24 protein-coding genes and 1 riboswitch are annotated in these 23,214 nt (G+C 66.1%); of the genes, 8 read left to right on the top strand and 16 right to left on the bottom strand.

Annotation, left to right across the window (positions count from 1 at the left end; all coding sequences use genetic code 11):
• Positions 1-118: 118 nt before the first annotated feature.
• The 8 genes from ACVDHE_RS06395 to rsxC form a co-directional block, all read right to left on the bottom strand.
• A complete protein-coding gene (locus tag ACVDHE_RS06395) occupies positions 119-1,405 on the bottom strand; it encodes a bifunctional folylpolyglutamate synthase/dihydrofolate synthase (protein ID WP_458885982.1) in 1,287 nt (428 codons plus the stop codon).
• A 13-nt stretch (positions 1,406-1,418) separates the two neighbouring features.
• On the bottom strand, positions 1,419-1,940 hold the full coding sequence (locus ACVDHE_RS06390) for a folate family ECF transporter S component (protein WP_458885981.1): 522 nt from the start codon (positions 1,938-1,940) through the stop codon (positions 1,419-1,421).
• Between the two features lie 157 nt (positions 1,941-2,097).
• A riboswitch (THF riboswitch) is annotated at positions 2,098-2,201 on the bottom strand.
• Positions 2,202-2,303: 102 nt separating this feature from the next.
• Positions 2,304-3,191 (bottom strand): RnfABCDGE type electron transport complex subunit B, encoded by an 888-nt coding sequence (locus ACVDHE_RS06385; RefSeq protein ID WP_418725025.1) that lies wholly within the window; start codon positions 3,189-3,191, stop codon positions 2,304-2,306.
• 15 nt (positions 3,192-3,206) lie between these two features.
• Positions 3,207-3,797: an electron transport complex subunit RsxA gene (gene rsxA / locus ACVDHE_RS06380; protein ID WP_213037339.1), complete on the bottom strand. Its 591-nt coding sequence runs from the start codon at positions 3,795-3,797 to the stop codon at positions 3,207-3,209.
• Positions 3,797-4,435 carry an electron transport complex subunit RsxE gene (gene rsxE, locus ACVDHE_RS06375; RefSeq protein ID WP_213037338.1) on the bottom strand — a complete coding sequence of 213 codons (639 nt, stop codon included), beginning with the start codon at positions 4,433-4,435 and terminating at the stop codon, positions 3,797-3,799. The genes rsxA and rsxE overlap by 1 nt, the downstream gene beginning before the upstream one ends.
• 20 nt (positions 4,436-4,455) lie before the next feature.
• A complete protein-coding gene (locus ACVDHE_RS06370; protein ID WP_458885980.1) occupies positions 4,456-5,088 on the bottom strand; it encodes an FMN-binding protein in 633 nt (210 codons plus the stop codon).
• Positions 5,085-6,104 (bottom strand): RnfABCDGE type electron transport complex subunit D, encoded by a 1,020-nt coding sequence (locus ACVDHE_RS06365; protein ID WP_213037336.1) that lies wholly within the window; start codon positions 6,102-6,104, stop codon positions 5,085-5,087. Before ACVDHE_RS06365 ends, ACVDHE_RS06370 begins: the two co-directional genes overlap by 4 nt.
• Entirely contained in the window at positions 6,104-7,477 is a 1,374-nt protein-coding gene (gene rsxC, locus ACVDHE_RS06360; RefSeq protein ID WP_458885979.1) for an electron transport complex subunit RsxC, read from the bottom strand. Before rsxC ends, ACVDHE_RS06365 begins: the two co-directional genes overlap by 1 nt.
• A gap of 334 nt (positions 7,478-7,811) precedes the next feature.
• On the opposite strand from rsxC, the gene ACVDHE_RS06355 reads away from it, so the two are divergent.
• Entirely contained in the window at positions 7,812-8,666 is an 855-nt protein-coding gene (locus ACVDHE_RS06355) for a DUF975 family protein (RefSeq protein ID WP_213037334.1), read from the top strand.
• 73 nt (positions 8,667-8,739) lie between these two features.
• Here ACVDHE_RS06355 and ACVDHE_RS06350 read toward each other — a convergent pair whose 3' ends face one another.
• The gene (locus tag ACVDHE_RS06350; RefSeq protein WP_458885978.1) at positions 8,740-9,312 is read right to left on the bottom strand and encodes an ECF transporter S component; all 573 of its coding nucleotides are present in this window, start codon (positions 9,310-9,312) and stop codon (positions 8,740-8,742) included.
• A 122-nt stretch (positions 9,313-9,434) separates the two neighbouring features.
• On the opposite strand from ACVDHE_RS06350, the gene pdxR reads away from it, so the two are divergent.
• Positions 9,435-10,823: a MocR-like pyridoxine biosynthesis transcription factor PdxR gene (gene pdxR / locus ACVDHE_RS06345; RefSeq protein WP_458885977.1), complete on the top strand. Its 1,389-nt coding sequence runs from the start codon at positions 9,435-9,437 to the stop codon at positions 10,821-10,823.
• Positions 10,824-11,024: 201 nt separating this feature from the next.
• Here the strand turns inward: pdxR and recR are convergent, their stop codons facing one another.
• The 3 genes from recR to rpe are packed head-to-tail and all read right to left on the bottom strand — an operon-like array spanning position 11,025 to position 13,280.
• Positions 11,025-11,624, bottom strand: coding sequence for a recombination mediator RecR (recR, locus tag ACVDHE_RS06340; protein ID WP_213037331.1), 600 nt, complete (start codon positions 11,622-11,624; stop codon positions 11,025-11,027).
• An 18-nt stretch (positions 11,625-11,642) separates the two neighbouring features.
• Positions 11,643-12,626: a 1-aminocyclopropane-1-carboxylate deaminase/D-cysteine desulfhydrase gene (locus ACVDHE_RS06335; protein ID WP_458885976.1), complete on the bottom strand. Its 984-nt coding sequence runs from the start codon at positions 12,624-12,626 to the stop codon at positions 11,643-11,645.
• Between the two features lie 9 nt (positions 12,627-12,635).
• Complete coding sequence (gene rpe / locus ACVDHE_RS06330; protein WP_458885975.1) at positions 12,636-13,280, bottom strand: ribulose-phosphate 3-epimerase; 645 nt, start codon at positions 13,278-13,280, stop codon at positions 12,636-12,638.
• A 358-nt stretch (positions 13,281-13,638) separates the two neighbouring features.
• Between rpe and ACVDHE_RS06325 the strand changes: the two genes are divergently transcribed.
• The 5 genes from ACVDHE_RS06325 to ACVDHE_RS06305 all read left to right on the top strand — a co-directional run bounded on the left by ACVDHE_RS06325 (position 13,639) and on the right by ACVDHE_RS06305 (position 16,111).
• Positions 13,639-13,983 carry a hypothetical protein gene (locus ACVDHE_RS06325; protein WP_458885974.1) on the top strand — a complete coding sequence of 115 codons (345 nt, stop codon included), beginning with the start codon at positions 13,639-13,641 and terminating at the stop codon, positions 13,981-13,983.
• Between the two features lie 111 nt (positions 13,984-14,094).
• Positions 14,095-14,394: an ArsR/SmtB family transcription factor gene (locus ACVDHE_RS06320; protein WP_213037327.1), complete on the top strand. Its 300-nt coding sequence runs from the start codon at positions 14,095-14,097 to the stop codon at positions 14,392-14,394.
• On the top strand, positions 14,384-15,211 hold the full coding sequence (locus ACVDHE_RS06315; protein WP_458885973.1) for an NAD(P)/FAD-dependent oxidoreductase: 828 nt from the start codon (positions 14,384-14,386) through the stop codon (positions 15,209-15,211). Before ACVDHE_RS06320 ends, ACVDHE_RS06315 begins: the two co-directional genes overlap by 11 nt.
• Positions 15,212-15,295: 84 nt before the next feature.
• Positions 15,296-15,613: a thioredoxin gene (gene trxA, locus ACVDHE_RS06310; protein ID WP_458885972.1), complete on the top strand. Its 318-nt coding sequence runs from the start codon at positions 15,296-15,298 to the stop codon at positions 15,611-15,613.
• Positions 15,614-15,718: 105 nt separating this feature from the next.
• Complete coding sequence (locus tag ACVDHE_RS06305; protein WP_213037324.1) at positions 15,719-16,111, top strand: pyridoxamine 5'-phosphate oxidase family protein; 393 nt, start codon at positions 15,719-15,721, stop codon at positions 16,109-16,111.
• A 44-nt stretch (positions 16,112-16,155) separates the two neighbouring features.
• Here the strand turns inward: ACVDHE_RS06305 and ACVDHE_RS06300 are convergent, their stop codons facing one another.
• Complete coding sequence (locus ACVDHE_RS06300) at positions 16,156-16,329, bottom strand: hypothetical protein (protein ID WP_458885971.1); 174 nt, start codon at positions 16,327-16,329, stop codon at positions 16,156-16,158.
• A gap of 93 nt (positions 16,330-16,422) precedes the next feature.
• On the opposite strand from ACVDHE_RS06300, the gene ACVDHE_RS06295 reads away from it, so the two are divergent.
• Complete coding sequence (locus ACVDHE_RS06295) at positions 16,423-16,653, top strand: helix-turn-helix domain-containing protein (protein ID WP_213037321.1); 231 nt, start codon at positions 16,423-16,425, stop codon at positions 16,651-16,653.
• A 263-nt stretch (positions 16,654-16,916) separates the two neighbouring features.
• On the opposite strand, the gene ACVDHE_RS06290 is transcribed toward ACVDHE_RS06295, so the two are convergent.
• The 3 genes from ACVDHE_RS06290 to mfd all read right to left on the bottom strand — a co-directional run bounded on the left by ACVDHE_RS06290 (position 16,917) and on the right by mfd (position 23,099).
• The gene (locus ACVDHE_RS06290; protein WP_213037320.1) at positions 16,917-18,173 is read right to left on the bottom strand and encodes an acetyl-CoA C-acetyltransferase; all 1,257 of its coding nucleotides are present in this window, start codon (positions 18,171-18,173) and stop codon (positions 16,917-16,919) included.
• Between the two features lie 308 nt (positions 18,174-18,481).
• Positions 18,482-19,531, bottom strand: coding sequence for a peptidylprolyl isomerase (locus tag ACVDHE_RS06285; RefSeq protein WP_458885970.1), 1,050 nt, complete (start codon positions 19,529-19,531; stop codon positions 18,482-18,484).
• Positions 19,532-19,592: 61 nt separating this feature from the next.
• Entirely contained in the window at positions 19,593-23,099 is a 3,507-nt protein-coding gene (gene mfd, locus ACVDHE_RS06280) for a transcription-repair coupling factor (protein ID WP_458885969.1), read from the bottom strand.
• Positions 23,100-23,214 lie beyond the last annotated feature (115 nt).

Raw genomic sequence — 23,214 nt, 5'->3', positions numbered from 1 at the left:
ACAAAAGGAAACTGTTTTGAGAATCTTTTTCCCCTGGTAGCTGCTGCCCGTCCCAAACGCAAAAACGCGGGCTTTTCGCCCGCGTTTTTGAAACGATCCAGCTGCCGCGCCATGTCTCTCAGGATTCCGCGCCGTAGTTCAGCGCCGCTGCCGCCTGCCGGACGGCGCCGGACATATACAGCGAGCCCAGGGCGCACACGGCGCCGCCGGGGCCCGCCGCCATGGCGGCCAGCTTCACGCCCTCCTCCACCGTGAGACATGCGCAGCCGGGGATACCGTAGGGCAGCCGCCGGCGCAGGGCCTCGGCGTCCAGGGCCCGGGGGCTGGGCGGCGTCACGGTGACCACCGCCTCCGCCAGGGGCACCACCGCCTCCAGCACGCCCTCCACATCCTTGTCCGCCAGCATCCCCAGCAGCAGCACGATCTTCCGGTCCGGGAACAGGGCCCGCAGGGTCTCCGCGGCGGCCGCGGCCCCCTGGGGGTTGTGGGCCCCCTCCAGCAAAATCACCGGGTCCGCCGGGCGGATCACCTCCATGCGGCCGGGCCACCGGGCCTGCGCCAGTCCGCGGCGAATCGCCGTCTCCGGGACGGCCCAGCCCTTGTCCCGCAGGACCTCCGCCGCCGTCACCGCCAGTGCCGCGTTGTGCAGCTGATACCGGCCGATCAGGCCCAGGCGCAGCGGGCCGTAGGGGGTGAGGTCAAACTCCGTGCCGGAGAGGGTCACCCGGCTGCTTCCCAGGCGGGCAAAGTCCACCTCGGTCAGGACAGCGCCCCGTTCCCGACAGACCCGGCGGAACACGGCGTCCGCCTCCGGGCAGCCCCCCAGGCTCACCACGGCGCCGCCGGGCTTGATGATGCCGGCCTTGGCAATGGCGATATCCGTCAGGGTGGTGCCCAGCACCGCCGTGTGGTCCAGGCCCATGGCCGCCAGCACGGCCGCCTCCGGCGTGTCGATCACATTGGAGGCGTCCAGGGCGCCGCCCAGGCCCACCTCCAGCACGGCGATGTCGCACTGCTCCCGCCGGAAGTGCAGCAGGGCGATGGCGGTGATGAGCTCAAACTCCGTGGGGTGGTCCGCCATGGCCTCGGCGGCGGGGCGGATCTCCTCCACCAGGGCCGCCAGGGCCGCCTCCGGGATCATCTCGCCGTTGATCTGGATGCGCTCCCGGAAGTCCTCCAGATAGGGAGAGGTGTTCAAGCCCACCCGGTAGCCGGCAGCCTCCAAAATGGCGGCAATCATGGCGCAGGTGCTGCCCTTGCCGTTGGTGCCGGCCACGTGGACGAACTTCATGCCCCGCTGGAGGTCTCCCAGGGCATGGAGCAGCGCCCGGATCCGATCCAGACCCGGCGCGTGGCGCTGCCACTGAAAGCTATGGATGTAGGCGACGGCCTCCTGACCGGTCATGGGCGTTCCCTCCTCAAAAGGTGATCCTGCCGTCGGTCAACTGCTGGGGTACCAGCCCCTGCCGCCGCAGAGCCGGCAGCACGCAGCGCAGCACCAGAGCCAGCATCAGGATCTGAATCGGCAGATAAATGAGGTTCTTTACTGCGCTGGTAGTCATGTAATATAGGTAGCCCTTGCTGTACAGCATGGCGCTCCACAGGGATCCCAGAAAAACGTTTTGAATGTTGGTGAGCGTTTTAGCCAGGATAATCCGCCGCCAAGTGATCCTGGCTCGGTAAAAAAACAGCGCATAGGTCAGGCAGCCCAACAGAGTCGTCAGCGCATAGCCGGGAAAATAGGGATAACCGCCGGATGAGAGAAAAAAGCTGAGGGTATCCTCCGCCACGGCAAACACCATGGCCACAAGGGGGCCGCACACCAGGGCACACAAAGCCCGGGCCAGGAAGGTAACGCTGAGCGTCAGAGACTCATGGAGCGGAATATAAAAGCGTGAGAGGACGATGCAGGCGGCAATCATCACTGCCGAAAACGCCACGGATCGCAGGCTGCGGAAACTGCGCAGCGCCTCCCGCCAATATCCGGGGACAAGAGGATGGGGGTACAGGGACATAAAAATACCTTCCTTCTGTGTATTTGGCAGTCCGTGACCGGAGATGCCGCACAGAGGAAGGGTTATTCTCGCTCCCATATGCGGCAGCGGGATGCGGAGCGCACACTGCGGGACTGAGCCCTTTCGTCCGGAAAACAACTCCCCGTTTTTCCGGCACTGGATGGACACGTGCGTTCCTACTCTGCCTGTTGGGTCCATTATATGCCTGCGGAGCAAAAATGCAAGCCCCCGGGAAAAAGTTCATAAAAAAGGCCCCGGACATGCGGTCCGGGGCCTTAAACGGGATCGTTACTGGGGAGCGGTCTCGGCCTTTGCGGCATCAGCCGCAGCCTTGGCCTTCTCGGCCTGGGCCTTCTTGATGGCCTTGTACTTCTCCTTCTCCTCAGCGGTGGCGATGGGCAGAATGGCGTCTCTCGGGCAGACCTTGGTGCACAGCTTGCAGCCCTTGCACTTGTCGTAGTCGATGACGGCCACACCGTTCACCACATGGATGGCGTCGAACTTGCACTCCTTCTGGCACAGGCCGCAGCCGATGCAGGAGCTGGCGCACACGCTCATGGCGGCCTTGCCCTTGTCCTGGTTGGCACAGGCCACGTGGACCTTCTTGGAGGCGGGGACCTCCACGATCAGGTGGCGGGGGCAGGCGGCGGCGCAGGCCATGCAGTCGGTGCACTTTTCGGGATCCACCACGGCGGTGCCGTTGGGGCCGATGCTCATGGCGCCGAACTGGCAGGCCTTCACGCAGGAGCCGAAGCCCAGGCAGCCGAAGGCGCACTCCAGGGGGCTGCCGGCCACCTTGGTGGCGGAGATGCAGTCCTTGACGCCGCGATACTCAAAGCGCTTGACGGCGTTGGTACCGCCGTTGCAGCGGACGAAGGCCACCTTCCGCTCGCCGGTGGGAGCGGCCTGGCCCATAATCTCGGCAATGGCAGCGGCGTTCTCAGGGCCGGCGGGAGCGCAGGCGGTGACAGGGGCCTCACCGGCCACGATGGCGGCGGCGCAGCCGGCGCAGCCGGGGTAGCCGCAGCCGCCGCAGTTGGCGCCGGCCAGGTGGCCCAGAATGGCCTCCTCACGGGGGTCCTTTTTCACCTCGAAGATCTTGGAGGCCACGGCCAGAACCAGACCGAACACGCCGCCCAGGATACCGAGGACCAGAATTGCAGCTAAAATATTCATATTCCCGGTTCCTCCTTACCAGACCTTCAGGCCGGAGAAGCCCATGAAAGCAAGGGCCATCAGACCGGCGGTAACCAATGCGATGGGGAAGCCCTCGAAGGCCTTGGGATAGTCGGCGAACACCAGGCGCTCCCGGATGCTGGCGAACAGCACGATGGCCAGCAGGAAGCCCAGGCCGCCGGTGATGCCGTAGACCACGGAGGAGATGAAGTTGTAGTTGTTCTGCACGTTCAGCAGCACCACGCCCAGCACGGCGCAGTTGGTGGTGATCAGAGGCAGGTAGATGCCCAGCGCGGTGTACAGGGAGGGCATGGACTTCTGCAGGAACATCTCGATAAACTGCACCAGGGAGGCGATGACCAGGATGAAGGTCACGGTCTGCATGTACTCCAGGTCAAAGCGGACCAGGACGAACTGGTTGACAGCGTAGCACACGGCGGAGGCCAGGCCCATGACGAAGGTCACGGCGATGCCCATGCCCACGGCGGTGTCGACCTTCTTGGAGACGCCCAGGAAGGGGCAGATGCCCAGGAACTGGGAGAAGATGAAGTTGTTCGCCAGAATGGCGCCCAGCATGATTGCCAGGAGTTCATAGATCTGATCCATTATTTGCTCTCCTCCTTATTCTTCTTGGGTCTGGACAGGGCCCACTGCATCAGGGCGATCAGGCAGCCCAGCACCAGGAAGCCGCCCACAGGCAGGGTCAGCATGCCGGCGGGGAACTGGGAGGGCAGGATCTGGATGCCCTTGAGATCGGGACCCAGGATGCCGCCGCCGAAGGTGCCGGCGCCCAGGAACTCGCGGATGATGCACATGACCAGCAGTACCAGGGTGTAGCCGATGCCCTGGAAGATGCCGTCAAAGAAGGAGGCACCGATGCCGTTCTTGTAGGAGAAGGCCTCGGCACGGCCCAGGATGATGCAGTTCACCACGATCAGGGGGATGAACACGCCCAGGGACGAGGACAGAGCAGGCACGAAGGCCTGGATCAGCAGGTCCACGCAGGTGACGAAGCCGGCGATCACCACGATGAACATGGCGATACGGATCTTGTCAGGGATGATCTTGCGGATGGCGGCGATGATGACGTTGGACAGCGTCAGGATCACGGTGACGGCCAGGCCCATGCCCAGGCCGTTGAAGAACGAGGTAGTGATGGCCATGGTGGAGCACATGCCCAGCACCTGCACCAGCACGGGGTTCTGGGTCAGCAGACCCTCCACAAACTGTTTTTTCAGATTCATAAAGCGTGCATCCTCCCTTCTCAGCCGATGGCGCCGGCCACGGCCAGCGCGGCGTTGACGCCGGTGGTCACGCCCTTGGTGGAAACGGTGGCGCCGGAGATGGCGTCCACGTTGGTGCCGACGGCCAGAGCGCCGTCCGCGGCGGACTTGCCGATGAACTGGTCCAGAACGCCGGTGCCGCTGGACAGAGGCTCATTGTTCATAACCTTGGAGCCGATGCCGGCGGTCTCGGCGTTGTCCACGATGGACACGCCGGTGACGGCACCCTCGGCGTCCACGCCGACCATCATCTCAATGCTGCCCTGGGAGCCGGAGGCCACGACCTTGATGGCGTAGCCGGCGTTCTCGCCGCCCACCAGGACCTCATACACGGAGTCCAGGGTGCCGCCGGCGGAAGCCGCGGCGGCGGTCATAGCCTCGGTGTTCTCCAGCGCCTCGGAAAACTCGGTGCTGTCGGGATCGGCCACCACGGCCTTCATGGCGGTGACGGTGTTCTCCCAGTTGATGGCGGCGATCTTATCCTTCGTGATGGCGTTGACCCCGCCCAGCGCGGCGGCTACCACCAGGCAGCACAGCAGCAGCGTGACGGTCAGTTTGATGATGTACTTGGGGTCCATATCGACCTTTTCCTTGGTCTTGACTTCGGTGCTCATTTCGCGGCCGCCTCCTTCTTATCGGATTTTACGACGCCAAAACGAGCGGGACGGGTGTTCTTGTCGATCAGAGCCACGCACAGGTTCATGACCATGATGGAGTAGCACACGCCCTCGTTATAGGAGCCGAAGTAACGAATGAATACGGTGAACAGGCCACAGCCGATGCCGAAGATCAGCTGGCCCTTCTTGGTGACGGGAGAGGTGGCGTAGTCGGTGGCCATGAAGAAGGCGCCCAGGAACAGTCCGCCGCCGGAGATGCTGTACAGCATCCACTCCAGGTTGGAGGCGCCGGCCTTGGGGAACAGGAAGGTCAGCACGGCCACGGTCAGGATGTAGGCCACGGGGGTGTGCCAGTTGATGACCTTGCGCCAGAGCAGGTACAGCCCGCCGATCAGCAGCATCAGCACGGAGATCTCACCCAGGGAGCCGCCGATGTTGCCGATGAACATATCTCTGATGGAATAGTTGGCCAGCAGGCCCTCCATATCGCCGGTCTTCATGTAGGCCAGCGGGGTGGCGGCGGTGACCACGTCCACGGTGGAGCCGATCACGGGCACCTTGGTGCCGGGAGCGGCCCAGGAGGTCATGACGCCGGCGTAGCTGCCCAGCAGGAACGCACGGCCGGCCAGAGCGGGGTTGACGAAGTTCTTGCCGATGCCGCCGAAGAGCTGCTTGACGACCACGATGGCGAAGAAGTCGCCCACCAGGATCATCCAGTGGGGAGTGGTAACAGGGCTGACGAAGGCCAGCAGCATGCCGGTGACCACGGCGCTGAGGTCGCCCACGGACTGGGGCTTCTTCATGAGCTTGCGGTAGCCCCACTCGAAGAACACGCAGCCAGCCGCGGACACGGCGGTGAGGGTCAGGGCCTTAAAACCGAACATCCACACGGCCCAGGCCAGTGCCGGCAGCATGGCGATGATCACGTCCAGCATGATGGACCGGGTGTTCTCCGCTGCACGGATGTGGGGAGAAGAGGTGGCGATCAGCTTGAGATTCTTATAGTCAGTCATTACTTTACGGCCTCCTTCTTCTCTTCTGCGGCCTTTTTCTTTGCCTCGGCAGCGGCCTTGTCAGCGGCCGCCTTGTCCTTGACCAGCTGCTTGCCGGTCTTGAACATGTGGGTCAGGTGGACCCGGGCGGGGCAGACGTACGCGCAGGCGCCGCACTCCATGCAGTCCATGATGTGAGCGTCGTTGAGCTCATCCACCATGCCCTTGGAGGCGTACTGGTACATGAACAGGGGCTCCAGGTGCATGGGGCAGGCGGCCACACACTTGCCGCAGCGGATGCACTGGGGATTCTCAACGGTCTGCTCCTCATTCTCGCAGAAGGCCAGCATGGCGCCGGTGCCCTTGCCCACGGGAATATCGGCGGTGTACTGGGCCATGCCCATCATGGGGCCGCCGCACACCAGCTTGTAGGTGCCGTCCTTCAGACCGCCGCAGGCGTCGAACAGCAGGGAGACGGGGGTGCCGATGGGGCATTCGATGTTCTTGGGCTCCACCACACCGGAGCCGGAGACCGTGACGATCTTCTTCACCACGGGCATGCCCTGGGTGATGGCCCGGTAGATGGCGCAGGTGGTGTTGATGTTGAACACGGCGCAGCCGATGTTGGAGGGCAGTCCTCCGGGAGGCACCTGCTTGCCGGTGATGGCCTGGCAGAGCTGCTTCTCACCGCCCTGGGGGTAACGGCAGCGCAGAGGCTCCACCACCACGGGGGCCTTCTTCTCAGCGATGACCTTGTTCATGGCGTCGATGCCGTTTTGCTTATTGTCCTCCACGCCGATGATGACCTTGTCCACGCCGAACATCTTGGCCAGATACACACAGCCGCCGATGATCTCCTCGGGGCGCTCCAGCATGGTGCGGTGGTCGCCGGTGATGTAGGGCTCGCACTCGGCGCCGTTGATGATAACGGTGTCCACCTGCCCGATGCCGCCGGAGATCTTCACGTGGGTGGGGAAGGTCGCGCCGCCCATGCCGACGATGCCGGCGTTCTTCACAATCTCCACCATCTCCTGGACGCTGAGGGCGTCAGGATCGGCGGGGGCCTGGACCTCCTCGCTGAGGGTGTCCTGGAAATCGTTGTCGATCACCACGGACATCATGTTGCCGCCCATGGAATAGGGGCGGGGCTCCACTGCCTTGACCGTGCCGGAAACGCTGGCGTGGATCGGGGCGCCGAGGCCGCGGAATTCGCCGATCTTCTGACCCACCTTCACATGATCGCCCACTTTGACCAGTGGCGTGCAAGGTGCGCCGAAGTGCATCGACATGGGAATGACCACCTGGGCCGGGGGTGCCAGCTGTTCGATGGCCTTCTCATTGGTCGCGGCCTTCATGTCATGGGGATGAACGCCGCCAAAGAAAGCTTGTGCCATTGTCTTCACCTCATTTTTACTCCTTGATAGCGGCCATAACATGGGGACGGTCCCATCCGCCGGCGGGGAGGGACCTCATGCCGTGGCGCATACTACCACATACTGCGCTTCATTCTACACCCAAAATTGAAAAATGTCCAGACTGTGAACGACGTTTTTTGCGAAAATTCGCCGGTCGTACTCTCCTTTTTTTGTGATTTTCCACATCTTTTGCAAGTCCTTCACGGCCTGCCGCTCTCTCCGGACCGCCCTTGTCTTTTCGTGGAAAACATGGTATGCTGTCTCCATAGCGGCCCGCTCCGGCGGGACTTCATGACACGGAGGCACGAGTACCATGACCCCAAGACAGATCGACAGACCGCAGCTGAAAGCGCAGACGAGGGAGCTGCTGCGCTCCGCCCAGGTACGCCCCAAGGCCATGGCGGCGCTGTATCTGGGCCTGATCGCAGTCCTGAATCTGGCCGACACCCTGGCGGGCAGTGTCAGCCTCAGCCTCCTGGGCACCTTTGTGACCGTTCTGACCATGCTGCTGGGGACCGTCCTCAATGTGGGCTTCGTGCTGTACTGCATGGCCATCCGGCGGGGCGAGCGGGCGGAGTTTCTGACGCTCTTCGACGGGTTCTCCTTCGTGGGGAAGATCATTGGCCTGAGCATCCTGCAGTCGGTGTTCATCTTTTTGTGGTCGCTGCTGTTCGTCATCCCCGGCATCATCGCCGCCTACCGCTACCGCTTCGCCATGTACAATCTATGCGAGAATCCGGATTTGAGTATCGTGGAAGCGCTGGACATGAGCAAGCGCCAGACCGAGGGCTACAAGGGCCAGCTGTTCGTGCTGGACCTGAGCTACCTGGGCTGGGGGATCCTGGCGTCCCTACCCTCCACGGTGGAGTTCTTCTATCTCTATCTCCAGATCCTTGAGGATCCCGCCGTCTTCATGGCAGACCCCACCCGGCTGGTGCCGCTGATCGGCTCCGGCCTCCTCATGTCGTTGATCATCTGGCTGTGGTCCCTGGCGGTACAGCTTTTCTACCTGCCCAACTATCAGTGTGTGGAGCTGGGCTATTTCGACATCGCCAAGGAGACCTCCGGCGTGGGCGCCGGTGCCCGGCCGCAGGAGGGCGGCTGGAGCGGCTGGAACGGCGGCCAGGACGGCTGGGGCGGCGGCCCCGACGACCTGGGCGGCTACTGAGCCCCCGCCCGCATATTCACATCAAAAGGCGCCCCGCGGACGATCGTCCGCGGGGCGCTTTTTGCCGTCCGCCTCACAGGTGGGGGAACTCCCGGCGCACAAAGGCGCTCTTCCGCAGGGCCGCCGCCAGCAGGGCGGAGGCCGCCGCGCCGAAGGCCGCTTGGACCAGATTGCCGGGGATGCCCGCCGCGGCGCCCGCCAGAGCCAGGGAAAAGCCCCGGCCCCCGAAGGACGCCAACAGGGCGTCAAACAGCCAGTAGCCCAGCACCATAGGCACCTCCGCCGCCGCGCCGCACACCGCAAAGGTCCATCCGCCCCGGCGCCCCAGCAGCCGGTACAGCCCCGCCGCCAGGGCCGCCATGACCGCCTTGATGACCAGGGTGGCGGGCACGTACATGGGGTAGCCCCCCAGCAGGTCCGCCAGGGCGGAGCCGACGCCCGCCGCCGCGGCGCCCCAGCCGGGGCCCAGCAGATAGGCCCCCAGCAACACCACTGCGTCCCCCAGGTTCACATACCCCCCGGTGGGGGTGGGCACCCGGATCGCCATGGTGGCCGCGCAGGCCATGGCCGCCAGCAGCGCCGTCAGCACCAGGGCCCGCACCTGCCGGGCGGACCGGTCCTCCCGCCGCTCCACTGTCTTTTCCATCGCTGTCGCCTCCTGTTCCGCCGGAGCGGTGCCCCGGCTGACTGTTGCCATCATACGGCGAATATGATATGATTGAAATACTCAATTTCGATCTTTTTTATAAGGTCAGAAGGAGGCGCGCCGTGCTGACCTACGCCATGGAGCAGCGGGGAGATCTGTCCCTGTACGAATATCTGTACCGGTGCATCCGGCGGGACATCCTCTCCGGCGCCCTGGCCGCCGGGGAGCGGCTGCCCTCCAAGCGGGCCCTGGCGGAGCATCTGCACCTGTCCGTCATCACCGTGGAGGGGGCCTACGCCCAGCTGGAGGCCGAGGGCTATGTCCACACCCTGCCCCGGCGGGGCTTCTTCGTCTCCCCGGTGGAGCGGACCGCCCCGGCCCCGACGGTCCCGGCCCCGGCGGCGGAGCCGGAGGAACGGGCCTGGCGGCTGGACCTCAAGCGCAACCGGGTGGACATGGCCCGGTTCCCGGTGTCCACCTGGGCCCGGCTGACCCGGCGGGTGCTCTCCGAGGACGGGGCGGCGCTGCTGCGCCCCGTCCCTCACCAGGGCCTGCCCGCCCTGCGCCAGGCCATCGCCGACGACCTGCGCCACTTCCGGGGCATGGCGGCGGACCCGGCCCAGATCCTGGTGGGGGCCGGAGCGGAGTATTTGTACCTGCTGCTGGCCCAGCTGCTGGGGCGGGAGGCGGTGGTGGCCGTGGAGGACCCGGGCTATCCCAAGATCCGCCAGGTCTACGGCAGCCTGGGGCTGCCCTGCCGCCCGGTGCCCCTGGACGGCCAGGGCATGGACCCTGCCGCTCTCGCGGCCTCCGGGGCCTCTGTAGCCCACCTGTCTCCCAACCACCACTATCCCACCGGCCTGGTGACGCCCATTGCCCGGCGGCAGGCCCTGCTGCGCTGGGCAGAGGACACCGGGGGGTATCTCATCGAGGACGACTACGACAGCGAGCTGCGCTTCACCGGCCGGCCCATCCCCACCCTCCAGAGCATCGACCGCGGCGGCCGGGTGCTGTACATGAACACCTTCTCCCAGACCATCTCTCCCTCCATGCGGCTGGGGTTCGTGGTGCTGCCGCCGGCGCTGCTGGCGGAATACCGCCGCCGGCTGGACTTCTACGCCTGCACCGTGCCGGCTCTGGAGCAGCACGTGCTGGCCCTGTTCCTCTCGGAGGGTCACTACGAGCGCCATCTCGCCCGGATGCGCAAGGAGTACCGCCTGCGCCGCGGCGCGGTGCTGGCGGCCTTCCGCGCCAGCCCCTTCGCCCATCGCATCGCCATCTCCGAACAGGGGGCGGGGCTGCACTTCCTGCTGCGGCTGGAGACAGGCCGGTCCGACGAAGCCCTGCGGCAGCGGGCGGAGGGCCTGGGGGTGCGGCTGGGCTTCCTCTCGGAGTACGCCGCGGTGCCGGACGGCGCCCACGCCCACACCCTGGTGGTCAACTACGGCGGGCTGGAGCCCGCCGCCCTGCCGGAGGCCATGGCGCTGCTGGCGGAGGTCTTTGCGGAATAAGGCGGGCGCCGGGCCTGTCCAAAAGCGTTTTCCAGCACTCCTGACAAGGTTTTTAAGCAGAGCCTGTGATAAAAAAACGAGAGGACCCCGGAGGGGCCCTCTCGTTTTCGCTTTCTGCCGCTCAGGATCCTCCGGTCAACTGAAAACACGGGCGCCCGGGCCATCTGGTCCGGGCGCCCCTTTCGTTGATACCGCTGATGCTCAGATGTCCCGGCGGCCCTCCAGCGCCCGCATCAGCGTGGCGTCGTCGGCAAATTCCAGATGGCCGCCCACGGGGATGCCGTAGGCCAGGCGGGTCACCCGGACGCCGAAGGGCTTTAACAGCCGGGCGATGTACATGGCCGTGGCCTCGCCCTCGGTGTCGGGGTTGGTGGCCATGATGACCTCCTCCACGCCGCCCTTGGCCACCCGCTCCACCAGGGGTTTGATGGCCAGATCGTCGGGCCCCACGTGGTTCATGGGGGAGATGACGCCGTGGAGCACGTGGTAGCGGCCATTGAACTCCCGGCTGCGCTCGATGGCGGCCACGTCCCGGGGGTCCGCCACCACGCAGATGACGGAGCCGTCCCGCTTGGGGGAGGCGCAGATGGGGCAAAGGCCCCCGGCGGTGAAGTTCTGGCACTCCGGGCAGCAGGTGACGCTGCGCTTGGCGTCCAGAATGGCCTCGGCGAACTCCCGGGCCTCCTCCTCCGGCAGGCCCAGCACATGGAAGGCCAGCCGCTGGGCGGACTTGCCGCCGATGCCCGGCAGCCGGGCAAACTGCTCCACCAGCTTTTCAAGGGGTGCGGGGAAATATTCCATGGGTACGGTACGCTCCTTTTAATTGGATGCTCCCGGCAGGTCCATGGCAAACAGGGCCGCGGCGCCGCCGGTGTGGAAAAAGACGATGTCGCCCTCGCCCTCAAAGCCTCCGGCCTTCACCTGGGCCAGCAGGCCCGCCCATGCCTTGCCGGTGTAGACCGGGTCCAGCAAAATGCCCTCAGTCCGGGCCAGCTCCAAAATGGCGGGGGTGGCCGCCGGATCGGGCACGGCGTAGCCGGGTCCGGCACAGTCCAGGATCTGAAGATCCTTCTCCTGGGGCTGGAAGGAGGCCTCCAGCAGCGCGGCGGCGCCGGCGGCCAGGTCCAGCACCGTCTCCCGGAAGGGCTGGGGATCCACCGCCATGCCGGTGACCCGGGCGCCGGGCAGGAACAGCCCCGCCCCCAGCAACAGTCCGGCGGTGGTGCCGCCGGAGCCGGTGGCGCTGACCAGATGGCCCACCCGGATGCCGGCGGCCATGGCCTGGACGGCGCACTCCCGGGCGGCGGCGGCATAGCCCAGGGTCCCCAGAGGCGTGGACCCGCCCAGGGGGATCCGGCAGCAGCGGTGGCCCCGGGCCTCCAGCCCGGCAGCCTCCGCCTCCATCTCCCGGTAGATGTCCTGATAGTCGTCGGTGTCCACCAGCCGGACGGGGGCGCCGTAGATTTCATCGAGCACCAGGTTGCCCCGGCGGCCGGTGACGCCCCGGTCCTTCAAAAACAGCTTGCAGTCCATGCCCAGCCGGGCGGCGCAGGCGGCGGTCAGCATGGCGTGGTTGGACTGGGCGCCGCCGGTGGTGAACACTGTGTCGCAGCCGTCGGCCCGGGCCTGGGCCAGCAGAAACTCCAGCTTGCGGACCTTGTTGCCGCCCAGGGCCACGCCGCACAGGTCGTCCCGCTTGATCCAGATGTTCCGGCCGTACCTGGCGCTGATGGCCTCCAGCTTGTAAAAGGGGGTGGGGAAGAGGCCCAGGGAGACCCTGGGCACGCTGGCGATGTTCCGCATGGCCGTCCCTCAGCCCCGCAGAGCGGCGATCCGGGCGGGGATGTCCGCCGCCTTGTACACGGCGCTGCCCGCCACCAGCACGTTGGCCCCGGCGGCGATGCAGGTCTTGCAGGTCTCCGGGTCCACGCCGCCGTCCACCTCCAGCTCGCAGGCGGGGTTCTTCTCGTCGATCCAGGCGCGGATGGCGGAGACCTTGGGCATCATATCGGCCATGAACTTCTGGCCGCCGAAGCCCGGCTCCACCGTCATCACCAGGATCAGCTCCACCTTCTCCAGGTACGGCAGGGCCGCCTCGGCGGGGGTCTTGGGCTTGAGGACGATGCCCGCCTTCTTGCCCTTGGCGTGGATCTTGTCGATGGCGGCTTGGATGTTCTCCGGCGTGTCGGACTCCACGTGGACCGTCACCAGGTCGGCGCCGGCGTCGCAGAACTGCTCCACGTACCGCACCGGCTCCACGATCATCAGATGCACGTCCAGCGGCAGCGCGGTGGTGGGCCGCAGGGACTTGACCACGGGGATGCCGATGGTGATGTTGGGGACGAACATGCCGTCCATCACGTCCACATGGACGTAATCGGCGGTGGAGATCCGCTGGATATCCCGCTCCAGATTTGCGAAATCGGCGGAGAGAATGCTGGGTGCGATCTTTACCATGGAAAACCCCTCTTTTCTTGAGATGGGAAGAGATGCCGCCCCCGGGACGGGCCGCCCGGGCCTGTGGCGGCGGAGGGCCGCGCCGCATAGGATACCCCAAGCGGCAGGCGCCCCCCAGTTGACTCTTCCGCGCAGCGTCCGCCCCTGGAGCGGAGCGCCGCCGCTTTTTTGAATAGGGGGCCGGTGGGATCTCCGCCGGCTCCCATTTGCCGTATAGGGCAAGTGTATCAAACTCCGGCGGCAAAAGCAACCGCCCGGGCCCCCTTTGCCGGGGATTTTCCCCCGCGGCGGAACCTCCGCCTGCTTTTGTCGTCTCCCTTTCCAGAATACTTCTCACAGAAGAGAGGGGATGACAGATATGCGCAGACGGCTGGTGCTCCTGGCATTGGTGCCGGGGCTGCTGTTCGGGCTGTGGCGGATCCGCAGCCTGCCCGCCACGGAGACCGACTACCCCTCCGCCCTGATGTGGAACGGCACCATCTACTATGCGTCCGCCCAGGCTGTGGACGAGCTCCCGGCGGACGCCGCCGTTGGGACCGTGTCCTTCGAGACGGACACCTTTCCCCGGAAAAACGGACAGGCCAATTTCTGCCCGCCGGGCACCCCCGTGGCGCAGACGGAGGAGGGAATGGCAGTCCTGCTGGACGGCGTGTGGTACCTGTGCAGGCCGAAAGAGATGGAAGTCGCCCAGGCGGACAGCTGACCCACTAAAAAATTTTTGGTTTTGTTGCAAAAACTACTTCTACAATGAGAACATTATGATAATCTAATATTGCAAACACGATTAACACAGCAGGAGAGGACGGTGCGGCGAATGGATGTACAAATTGACTACGAGGAGCGGGCGGAGCTGCTCAAGGCCCTGTCCAACCCGGTCCGGCTGCGGATCGTCCACGGGCTGCTGCGCCGGGGCTGCCACAACGTCTCCTGCATGGAGCGGTCCACGGGCATGTCCCAGTCCTGCATCTCCCAGCACCTGCAGAAGCTGCGGGCCGCGGGGGTGGTGTCCACGGAGCGGTGCGGCAACGAAGTCATTTACCACGTCTCCTCGCCGGTGGCCGCCGGCCTGGTGGCGGTGTTGATGGAAGAGGAGGCGTCCAACTATGTCCTGTGACATTCTGGTGATCGGCGGGGGTCCCGCGGGCCTGTCCGCCGCGGTGAACGCCCGGGCCCGGGGCCGCAGCGTCCTGGTGGTCTCCAACCCTCTGGAGGAGAACCCCCTGTGGCCGGCGGAGCGGGTGGACAACTATCCGGGCCTGCCCGCCGTCTCCGGCGCGGAGCTGCTGACCCAGCTGCGCCGCCACGCGGAGCGCTCCGGCGCGGAGTTCCTGACGGGACGGGCGCTCACCTCCGTGCGGATGGGGGACGCCTGGTACGTCAGCGTGGGGCCCGACATGTACAACGCCAAAGCCGTGGTCCTGGCGGCGGGCGTGGCCCGGGGGAAGAAGTTCCCCGGCGAGGCGGAGTTTTTGGGCCGGGGCGTCAGCTACTGCGCCACCTGCGACGGGATGCTCTACCGGGGCAAGGCCGTGGCGGTGCTGGGATACAGCGACTCCGCCCGGCAGGAGGCCGAGTTCCTGGAGCGGATCGGCTGCCGCGTGACCTACTTTGACCGGCCCCGGACCTGCGAGATCCACGGGGAGGAGACGGTCCGCTCCGTCACCTGCGACGGGCAGAGCACCGATGTGGACTGCGTGTTCATCCTGCGGCCCGCCCTGGCCCCCACGGATCTGTTCCCGGGCCTGGAGACGGAGAAGGGCTTCGTGGCGGTGGACCGCCGCATGGCCACCAACCTGCCGGGCCTCTTTGCCGCCGGGGACTGCACCGGCGGACCCCTTCAGGCGGCCAAGGCCGCCGGAGAGGGACTGATCGCCGGTCAGAGTGCCGCCGCCTATGTGGCCGATCTGGAGCGGCAGGCCCGCCAGGGATGAAATCCCGCCGGCGGGGCACCCTTTCAGCAGGGTTTTATGCACATACCGTGATTTCAAAATAAAAATATAAAGGAGAAATGAATTATGGCGATCCAGCATTTCAAGACTTCCGAATTCGACGCCGCCGTGGAGGCGGCCCCCCTGGCTATGGTGGACTTCTGGGCCTCCTGGTGCGGCCCCTGCAAAATGCTCTCCCCGGTGGTGGAGTCTATCGCGGAGCAGTTTGACGGCAAGGTCCTGGTGGGCAAGGTGAACGTGGACGAGGAGCCGGACCTGGCCCGGCGCTTCGGCGTCATGAGCATCCCCACCGTGGTGTTCCTGAAGAACGGCAAAGAGTTTGACCGCAAGGTGGGCGTCATGCCCCCCGAGGCCTTCACCTCCGTGCTGAACAGCAACCTGTGACGTCCCGCGGGCGCCCGGCGAAAGCCGGGCGCCTTTTCTTGCCCGGGGCAGAAGAAACTGGTATGATAAAGGGGAGATCGAAACTTGATCAAGGAGGTCTTTTCCATGGAAGAAGTGCTGGAATTTCTGAGAAAGTGCGGGACCTACTACCTCGCCACGGTGGACGGCGGGCAGGCCCGGGTGCGGCCCTTCGGCACCATCGACCTGTTCGACGGCCGCCTGACCGTCCAGACCGGCCGGAAGAAGGACGTGTCCCGGCAGATCCTGGCCAACCCCAGGGTGGAGCTGTGCGCCTTTGACGGGGAGCGGTGGCTGCGGCTGGCGGCCGCGGCGGTGGAGGACCCCCGGATCGAGGCCCAGGCCCATATGCTGGAGGCATACCCCTCCCTCCAGGCCATGTACCAGCCCGGGGACGGCAACACCCAGATCTTCGCCCTGACGGAGGTCACGGCCACCTTCTCCTCCTTTACGGAGGCGCCCCGGACCCTCACCTTCTGACGGACCCGGAAACGCCCGCGGACAGAGACCGTCTGCGGGCGCTTTTATGGCCGCTTCGCCTCTTTTCCCGGGGAAAACCGGGGGCAGGCGGGGGCGTCCGCGGTCCGGTCCTTGAGCCGGGGGTGGACGCAGTGGCCCTGGGCGATGGGGGCATAGCCCCGGCCGCTCTTCACGTAGTGGCGGCGGAAATACCGGCATCCGGCACAGGTGTCAGGCATTTTATCACCTCCCGTACTTCTATTTTAAGGGAAATACCCTTAGAAGCCAATAAGGGCTATTCCCTTAATATATACTGTGGCCGAGGTGAGGATATGCTCGGCCATTTGCGCGCCCTTCGGGAGGACCAGTCCCTGTCCCAAAAGCAGCTGGCGGACCTGCTGCAAGTCCACCAGACCACGTATTCCGACTACGAACGGGGCAATCTCAACATTCCCGTATCCGCTCTGATCCAGCTGGCGGCGTTCTATCACACCAGCATCGACTATCTGGTGGGATACACGGACGATCCGACGCCCTACCCCAGATCCCGTCCCCGGCGCTGAAACTGCGCAAAAGAGGACCCCGGCCAATGGCCGGGGTCCTCTCAGCGTGTCAAAAAGACCTTTTTGACACGCTGAGCAAGTTTTTTGAACCTCAAAAAGGTTCAAAAAACTCATGATTAAAAACGAAAGACACCCTTCCTGGGTTTCTTTCGTAACTATCTTCCTTCCCGTTGCACAAGATTTCCACTTTTTTCAACAAGCAAAAGAGGACCCCGGCCAATGGCCGGGGTCCTCTCGGTTTCTCAGGGATGTTCAGCAGGTGCTCAGCACTTCTCGAACACGGTGGCAGTGCCCTGGCCGCCGCCGATGCAGAGGGTAGCCAGGCCCTTCTTGGCGTCGGGCCGCTTCTGCATCTCGTGCAGCAGGGTCACGATGATGCGGGCGCCGGAAGCGCCGACGGGGTGGCCCAGGGAGATGGCGCCGCCGTTGACGTTGACCTTGCTCATGTCGAAGCCCAGCTCACGGGCAACGGCGATGGACTGGGCGGCAAAGGCCTCGTTGGCCTCCACCAGGTCGATGTCGTCGATGGTCACGCCGGCCTTGGCCATGGCCTGACGGGAGGCGGGCACGGGGCCCACGCCCATGATCTTGGGATCCACGCCGCCCTGGCCCCAGCCGATCAGCTTGGCCATGGGCTTCAGGCCGTACTTCTCCACGGCCTCGCCGGAGGCCAGGATGATAGCGGCGGCGCCGTCGTTGATGCCGGAGGCGTTGGCGGCGGTGACGCGCTGGGTGCCCTTGTCGGCGGTCTCCTTCAGGCCCTTGGGCTCAAAGGTGTGCACGACCTCGGGGTTGGGGGACTCGGGGCCCACGGGGAAGGCGCCGCGCAGCTTGGAGATGCCCTCGGCGGTGACGCCGGCGCGGGGGAACTCGTCCACCTTGAACTCCACGATGTCCTTCTTGACCTTCACGGGCACGGGAACGATCTCGTCCTCGAACTTGCCGGCCTTCTGGGCGGCCTCGGTCTTCTGCTGGGAGGAGGCGGCGAACTCGTCCATCTCCTGGCGGGTGATGCCCCAGATATCGGCGATGTTCTCAGCGGTGGTGCCCATGTGATAGTTGTGATAGGCGTCCCACAGACCGTCCTTGATCATGGTGTCGATCATCTGGGTGTGGCCCATCCGGGCGCCGTAACGACCGGTGGGAACGGCATAGGGAGCGGCGCTCATGTTCTCGGTGCCGCCGCAGACGATCACGTCGGCGTCGCCGGCCAGGATGGCGCGGGCGCCCTCGATGACGGACTTCATGCCGGAGCCGCAGACCATGCCCACGGTGTAAGCGGGAACGGAGTAGGGGATGCCGGCCTTCACAGCCACCTGGCGGGCCACGTTCTGGCCCTGGGCAGCGGTGAGGATGCAGCCGAACATGACCTCGTCCACCTGCTCGGGGGCGACGCCGGCGCGCTTGAGGGCTTCCTTCACCACGATGGCACCCAGCTCAGTGGCGGGGGTGTTCTTGAGGCTGCCGCCGAAAGAGCCGATAGCGGTTCTGCAGCAATTCACGACATAAAGATCTTTCATGATGTTCCTCCGTTTTTATAAAATGTAAGTCAGGTCTTGCAGCGGTCTGTGGACACCGGCCAAAGACCGCTGCCGCAGATGCCAACACACAATGACGGGAGGTGGTACAGAAGTTGTCAAAAAATAAACAGGATTGCTAATTTTTTGACAAACGCCTGTCTGCCTCCCCTCGCAAGTTTGATTATAGTGGGTTTATCCGCCCCCGTCAATGGCAAAATGGCCGTTCGTCCCATTTTTGTTAAATCTTTGACAAAACCCCATCCAATTTCGTCACCTTGACGAAATTGGATGGGGCCGTCTCCCGGCGGTCACGTTTGCGGAGCGTCCTCCGCATCCATCAGGGCGCTCCAGAATTCTCCGGCGTCCAGGTCCTCCAGGATGGAGGTCCACTTTACCTCCGCCGCTTCCGCAGCGGACTGGAGCCGCCAGTCGAACCACTCGGCAGCGGTGGCGGAGGCGTCCAGCGGCAGCCGCAGCAGGATATAAAAGCTGCCGTCAGCCTCCACGATGCCGCTCCACTGGCCCTCCTCCAGGTCCAGGGCCGCCTCCTCCGCCGCCCCGGGCAGGGTGCCCTCCCCGGCGCGGAAGGTCCGGCCGTGGGGGTACTGGTCCCGGTCAGGGTCGTCGCTGTACGTGGCGGCCAGGACCGCGAAGTCGTTTTCCGGGGCGGCGGAGCCGTTGAGCTTGGAGAAGGCCTCTCCGGCCCGGGCACGGGCGGCCTCGGCGTCGTCCCCGGCGTCCACCCGGATGAAGTCTAGGGTAAGATAGCCGCTGTCGGCGCCGAAGGCGGCCAGATCCTCCGCCGTGGGGTAGGCGCCGCTCTCCGGGTCACCGGCGCTCTGCCGCAGCCGGTCGTAGAGGTAGGCGGTGGCGGCCAGGGTCTCCGCCCGGGTCCGGTCCAGGCCCAGCCGTCCCAGATCGGTGAGGTAGGCGTCCTCGCCTCCGGCGGCCTCCGCCGCGGCGGTCCAGTCGGCCTCCATGGCGGCCCGGTCCTCCTCGGTCAGGGCGCAGTCCTGGTCCTCCGCCATGTTTTCCACCACGGCGTAGAGCACCGTGTCCGCCAGGGCCTGCTCCGCGGCGTAGTCCGCCAGGGTGCCCTCACCGAAGGCGGCGTCCCAGTCCAGCTCTGTGCCGGCGTCATCGTAGGCGGTCTGGATGCTGTCGCAGGTGTAGGCCAGCCAGTAGAGGTACCGCCAGGCCTCCACCTCCCGGCCGTCCACGGTCAGGCCCGGCTCATCGGAGGGGGTGCCGGAGGCCCGGGACAGCAGGTCGTCCCCCGGCGGGGTCCCTTTGCCGCCGCAGGCGGCCAGGGTCAGCAGCAAAGCGCAGGCGAGGGCAGCGGTGATGATCCTTCTCATGTACAAGGCTCCTCCCGTAGGATGTCCCTTCATCCTATGGGAGGAGCCGAACACATATGCCTTATTTTTCCGCGGCCAGGGTCAGGTCCTCCACCAGGGTCCTGGCGGCCTCCAGCACGTCCTCGCCGGGTTTGAGGGTCAGGGACAGGGCGGGCACCTCCCCCGCCGCCAGGGTCAGGCGGCGGCGGTACTTGGCCAGGCCGCACACGGCCGCCAGGGCCGCCGGGTGGAACAGGCCCAGCTGGAGACGCAGGACATTGCCCTTCTGGGAGATGTCCGACACGCCGGCCTTGGCGGCGGCGGCGCGGAGCAGGGCCACGTCCAGCAGCGCCAGCACGGCCTTGGGGGCCTCGCCGTAGCGGTCCAGCAGCTCGTCCAGCAGGTCCGAGGCGTCCTCGTCGGTGCGGATGGCGGCAATGCGGCGGTAGAGGTCCATCCGCTGCTCCGGGGAGGGCACGTACCGGTCGGGGATGTGGGCGTTGACGGTCAGGTCCGCGGCGCACTCGGTCTCCACCTGCTTCTCCCGGCCCTGCTCCTCCAAAACAGCCTCCTCCAGGAGCTTGAGGTACAGGTCGTAGCCCACGCTCATGAGGTAGCCGGACTGCTCCGGACCCAGCAGGTTGCCCGCGCCCCGGATCTCCAGGTCCCGCATGGCGATCTTGAAGCCGGAGCCGAACTCCACGTACTCCCGGATGGCGGCCAGGCGCTTGGCGGCAGTCTCCTGGAGGACCTTGCCCCGCCGGAAGGTGAGATAGGCGTAGGCCCGGCGGGCACTGCGGCCGATGCGGCCCCGGATCTGGTGGAGCTGGCTGAGGCCCATCTTGTCGGCGTCCTCGATGATGAGGGTATTGACGTTGGGGATGTCGATGCCGGTCTCGATGATGGTGGTGCACACCAGGATGTCCGCCTCGCCGTCCACCATGGCCTGCATGACGGAGGACAGTTCCTGCTCGTTCATCTTGCCGTGGCCGGTGACGATGCGCGCCTCCGGCCCCAGCATCTTCTGGAGCCGGGCGGCGGTGAGGTCGATGGTCTCCACCCGGTTGTGGAGGTAGTAGACCTGGCCGCCCCGGCTCAGCTCCCGGCGAATGGCGTCCTCCAGGATGGCCCAGTCGTGCTCCAGCACATAGGTCTGGACCGGCTGGCGGTCCGCCGGGGGCTCCTCCAGGGTGGACATGTCCCTGAGGCCCGAGAGCGCCATGTTCAGCGTCCGGGGGATGGGGGTGGCGGAGAGGGTCAGGACGTCCACCTGGCGGCTGATCTCCTTGAGCCGCTCCTTGTGGGTGACGCCGAAGCGCTGCTCCTCGTCGATGATGAGCAGCCCCAGGTCCTTGAACTCCACGGTCTTTTGCAGCAGCTTGTGGGTGCCGATCAAAAGGTCCACCCCTCCGGCCTTCAGGGCCCCCAGGATGCGCTTTTGCTCCTTGGCGGTGGTGAAGCGGGAGAGGACCTCGATCTTCACCGGGAAGTCCCGGAACCGGTTCACCGCCGTGGCGTAGTGCTGCTGGGCCAGGACCGTGGTGGGCACCAAAATGGCGGATTGCTTACCGTCCAGCACGCACTTCATCACCGCCCGGAGGGCCACCTCGGTCTTGCCGTAGCCCACGTCGCCGCACAGCAGCCGGTCCATGGGCCGGGGCCGCTCCATGTCGGCCTTGATCTCGGCGATACAGCGGAGCTGGTCGTCGGTCTCGGCGTAGTCGAAGGCGTCCTCGAACTCCCGCTGCCAGGGGGAGTCCGGGGAGAAGGCGAAGCCCGGCCGCCGCTGCCGCTCGGCGTAGAGCTGGGTGAGGCCCTTGGCCAGGTCCTTCACCGCCTTTTTGGCCTTGGTTTTCTGCTTGGCCCACTCGGTGCCGTCCAGCTTGTTGAGGCGGGTCCGCTCCTGGTCCTCGCCGCCGCCGATGTATTTGCTGACCAGGTCCAGCTGGGTCACGGGGACGTACAGGCAGTCGCCCCCGGCGTAGTCGATCTTGATATAGTCCTTTTCCACGCCGTCCACCGGCATCCGCTGCAGCCCTGAGAACCGGCCCACGCCGTGGTGGACGTGGACCACCAGGTCCCCGGGGGAGAGGTCGGTGTAGGACTGGAGCTTCTGGCGGTTGGAGTCGGTTTTCAGCTTCTGCCGCCGGCGGACCGCCGGGGCGGACAGCTGTCCCTCCGTCAGCACCGCCAGGTGCAGCGCCGGCCACTCGCTGCCGGCGGAGAGGGCCCCCAGGGAGATCCGGACCTCCCCCGGCGCCGGCATAGCGGCGCCCTTGAGGTCCAGCGTGGCCGGAATGCCCCGGTCCTCCAGCATCCGCAGCAGGTTTCGGGCCCGGGTCTCCCCGCCGCAGAGCATCAGCACGGCGCTGCCGGCGGAGCGGTAGTGCTCCAGGTCCGTAACGGCGGTCTCCAGGCTTCCGCCGTAGGAGCTGAGCTGCTTGGCGTTGACGGCGGTAAGACCCCTGGGCCGCAGGGGATAGCGGGAGGTAGGCAGGGCGTTTTCCATAATGACGGGGAAGTCCTCCAGCGCGGCGTAGAACTCCTCGGCCCCCAGGCACAGCCGGGCGTATTCCCCGGTCATCAGCCCGGCCTCCAGCAGCGCCTCCGTGTCCTGCTTGAGCCGCAGGAGGGTGTTTTTCACCCGCTCGTCCACCCGGCCGCTCTCGCTGAGGAACACCACCGCGTCGGCGGGCAGATAGTGGACGCCGGCGGTGACCTCCTTGTACACGGCGGCCAGATACCGGTCCATGCCGCCGGGGACGGCCCCGGCCCTCAGCCGCTCGGCGTCCTCCCGGAGGGTCCGGACCTGGGCCTCCGCCTTCTGCTTTTTCTCCAGCCTGGCGGCCAGAGCCTCCAGGGCCTCCGCCAGGCCGGTAAGGCCCCCGGGGGCCGCGTGGGGCAGCACCTCCGCCGCCGGCAGCAGCAGCGCCGTCTCCAGGTTCCGGGTCCGGCGCTGGGTACCGGGGTCGAAGGCTCCCATGGAGTCGATCTCGTCGTCGAAGAACTCGCAGCGCACCGGCTGGTCCATCAGGGGGGAGAACACGTCCAGGATGCCGCCCCGCAGGGCGAACTGGCCCACGCCCTCCACCTGGTCGCAGCGGGCGTAGCCGCCGCGGAGCAGGCCCTCGGTCAGGGCCTTCAAATCCACCCGCTTCCCCGGCTCCAGCGTCACCGCCAGACCTTTCAGCAGCGCCGGCGGCAGCGTCCGCTCCAGCAGGGCGTCCGCCGTGGCCACCACCGTCTCCGCCCGGCCGGAGGCCAGGGCGTACAGGGCCGCAAGACGCCCCCGCTCCCAGTCCCGGGAGGCCACGGCGCCGGGGCGCAGCTGCCACTCCCGGCCCAGCAGGGTCACGGGACGGCTGCCCGTCAGGGTCTCCAGATCGGCGCAGAGGGTCTGGACCTCCCGCTCGTCGCCGCAGACGAACACCGCCGGACGTCCGGCGGCCCGGGCCACGGCGGCGCCCACGCAGGCCCGCTGCACCGGCTGCAGGCCGGTCACCGCCGCCGGGCAGCCGCCGGACTCCACCAGCTGCGCCAGCTGGGCCACCTGGGGGAGCGTATTGAGTGTTTCCAGAAAACGTTCCATAGGGTCCTCGCTATCTGTAAAAATATGGGAGCCAACGCCCCAATGCCCCCGCGCCGTCTGGCGGGGGGCCGGGATGGTCCGTGTCATATGGAGGGTATGCGCTTTCGGGCGGGAA

This window comes from Dysosmobacter sp. Phy, assembly GCF_054476235.1.
Note: the sequence above shows the minus strand (reverse complement) of the source record. Positions and strands in the feature narration are given on the sequence as shown.

What these genes read in the sequence shown, in the direction of transcription:
- ACVDHE_RS06395 (WP_458885982.1), bottom strand. Translation starts at nt 1,405, where the DNA reads ATGACCGGTCAGGAGGCCGTCGCCTACATCCATAGCTTTCAGTGGCAG.
- ACVDHE_RS06385 (WP_418725025.1), bottom strand. Translation starts at nt 3,191, where the DNA reads ATGAATATTTTAGCTGCAATTCTGGTCCTCGGTATCCTGGGCGGCGTG.
- rsxA (WP_213037339.1), bottom strand. Translation starts at nt 3,797, where the DNA reads ATGGATCAGATCTATGAACTCCTGGCAATCATGCTGGGCGCCATTCTG.
- rsxE (WP_213037338.1), bottom strand. Translation starts at nt 4,435, where the DNA reads ATGAATCTGAAAAAACAGTTTGTGGAGGGTCTGCTGACCCAGAACCCC.
- ACVDHE_RS06370 (WP_458885980.1), bottom strand. Translation starts at nt 5,088, where the DNA reads ATGAGCACCGAAGTCAAGACCAAGGAAAAGGTCGATATGGACCCCAAG.
- ACVDHE_RS06365 (WP_213037336.1), bottom strand. Translation starts at nt 6,104, where the DNA reads ATGACTGACTATAAGAATCTCAAGCTGATCGCCACCTCTTCTCCCCAC.
- rsxC (WP_458885979.1), bottom strand. Translation starts at nt 7,477, where the DNA reads ATGGCACAAGCTTTCTTTGGCGGCGTTCATCCCCATGACATGAAGGCC.
- ACVDHE_RS06355 (WP_213037334.1), top strand. Translation starts at nt 7,812, where the DNA reads ATGACCCCAAGACAGATCGACAGACCGCAGCTGAAAGCGCAGACGAGG.
- ACVDHE_RS06350 (WP_458885978.1), bottom strand. Translation starts at nt 9,312, where the DNA reads ATGGAAAAGACAGTGGAGCGGCGGGAGGACCGGTCCGCCCGGCAGGTG.
- recR (WP_213037331.1), bottom strand. Translation starts at nt 11,624, where the DNA reads ATGGAATATTTCCCCGCACCCCTTGAAAAGCTGGTGGAGCAGTTTGCC.
- ACVDHE_RS06335 (WP_458885976.1), bottom strand. Translation starts at nt 12,626, where the DNA reads ATGCGGAACATCGCCAGCGTGCCCAGGGTCTCCCTGGGCCTCTTCCCC.
- rpe (WP_458885975.1), bottom strand. Translation starts at nt 13,280, where the DNA reads ATGGTAAAGATCGCACCCAGCATTCTCTCCGCCGATTTCGCAAATCTG.
- ACVDHE_RS06325 (WP_458885974.1), top strand. Translation starts at nt 13,639, where the DNA reads ATGCGCAGACGGCTGGTGCTCCTGGCATTGGTGCCGGGGCTGCTGTTC.
- ACVDHE_RS06320 (WP_213037327.1), top strand. Translation starts at nt 14,095, where the DNA reads ATGGATGTACAAATTGACTACGAGGAGCGGGCGGAGCTGCTCAAGGCC.
- ACVDHE_RS06315 (WP_458885973.1), top strand. Translation starts at nt 14,384, where the DNA reads ATGTCCTGTGACATTCTGGTGATCGGCGGGGGTCCCGCGGGCCTGTCC.
- trxA (WP_458885972.1), top strand. Translation starts at nt 15,296, where the DNA reads ATGGCGATCCAGCATTTCAAGACTTCCGAATTCGACGCCGCCGTGGAG.
- ACVDHE_RS06305 (WP_213037324.1), top strand. Translation starts at nt 15,719, where the DNA reads ATGGAAGAAGTGCTGGAATTTCTGAGAAAGTGCGGGACCTACTACCTC.
- ACVDHE_RS06300 (WP_458885971.1), bottom strand. Translation starts at nt 16,329, where the DNA reads ATGCCTGACACCTGTGCCGGATGCCGGTATTTCCGCCGCCACTACGTG.
- ACVDHE_RS06295 (WP_213037321.1), top strand. Translation starts at nt 16,423, where the DNA reads ATGCTCGGCCATTTGCGCGCCCTTCGGGAGGACCAGTCCCTGTCCCAA.
- ACVDHE_RS06290 (WP_213037320.1), bottom strand. Translation starts at nt 18,173, where the DNA reads ATGAAAGATCTTTATGTCGTGAATTGCTGCAGAACCGCTATCGGCTCT.
- ACVDHE_RS06285 (WP_458885970.1), bottom strand. Translation starts at nt 19,531, where the DNA reads ATGAGAAGGATCATCACCGCTGCCCTCGCCTGCGCTTTGCTGCTGACC.
- mfd (WP_458885969.1), bottom strand. Translation starts at nt 23,099, where the DNA reads ATGGAACGTTTTCTGGAAACACTCAATACGCTCCCCCAGGTGGCCCAG.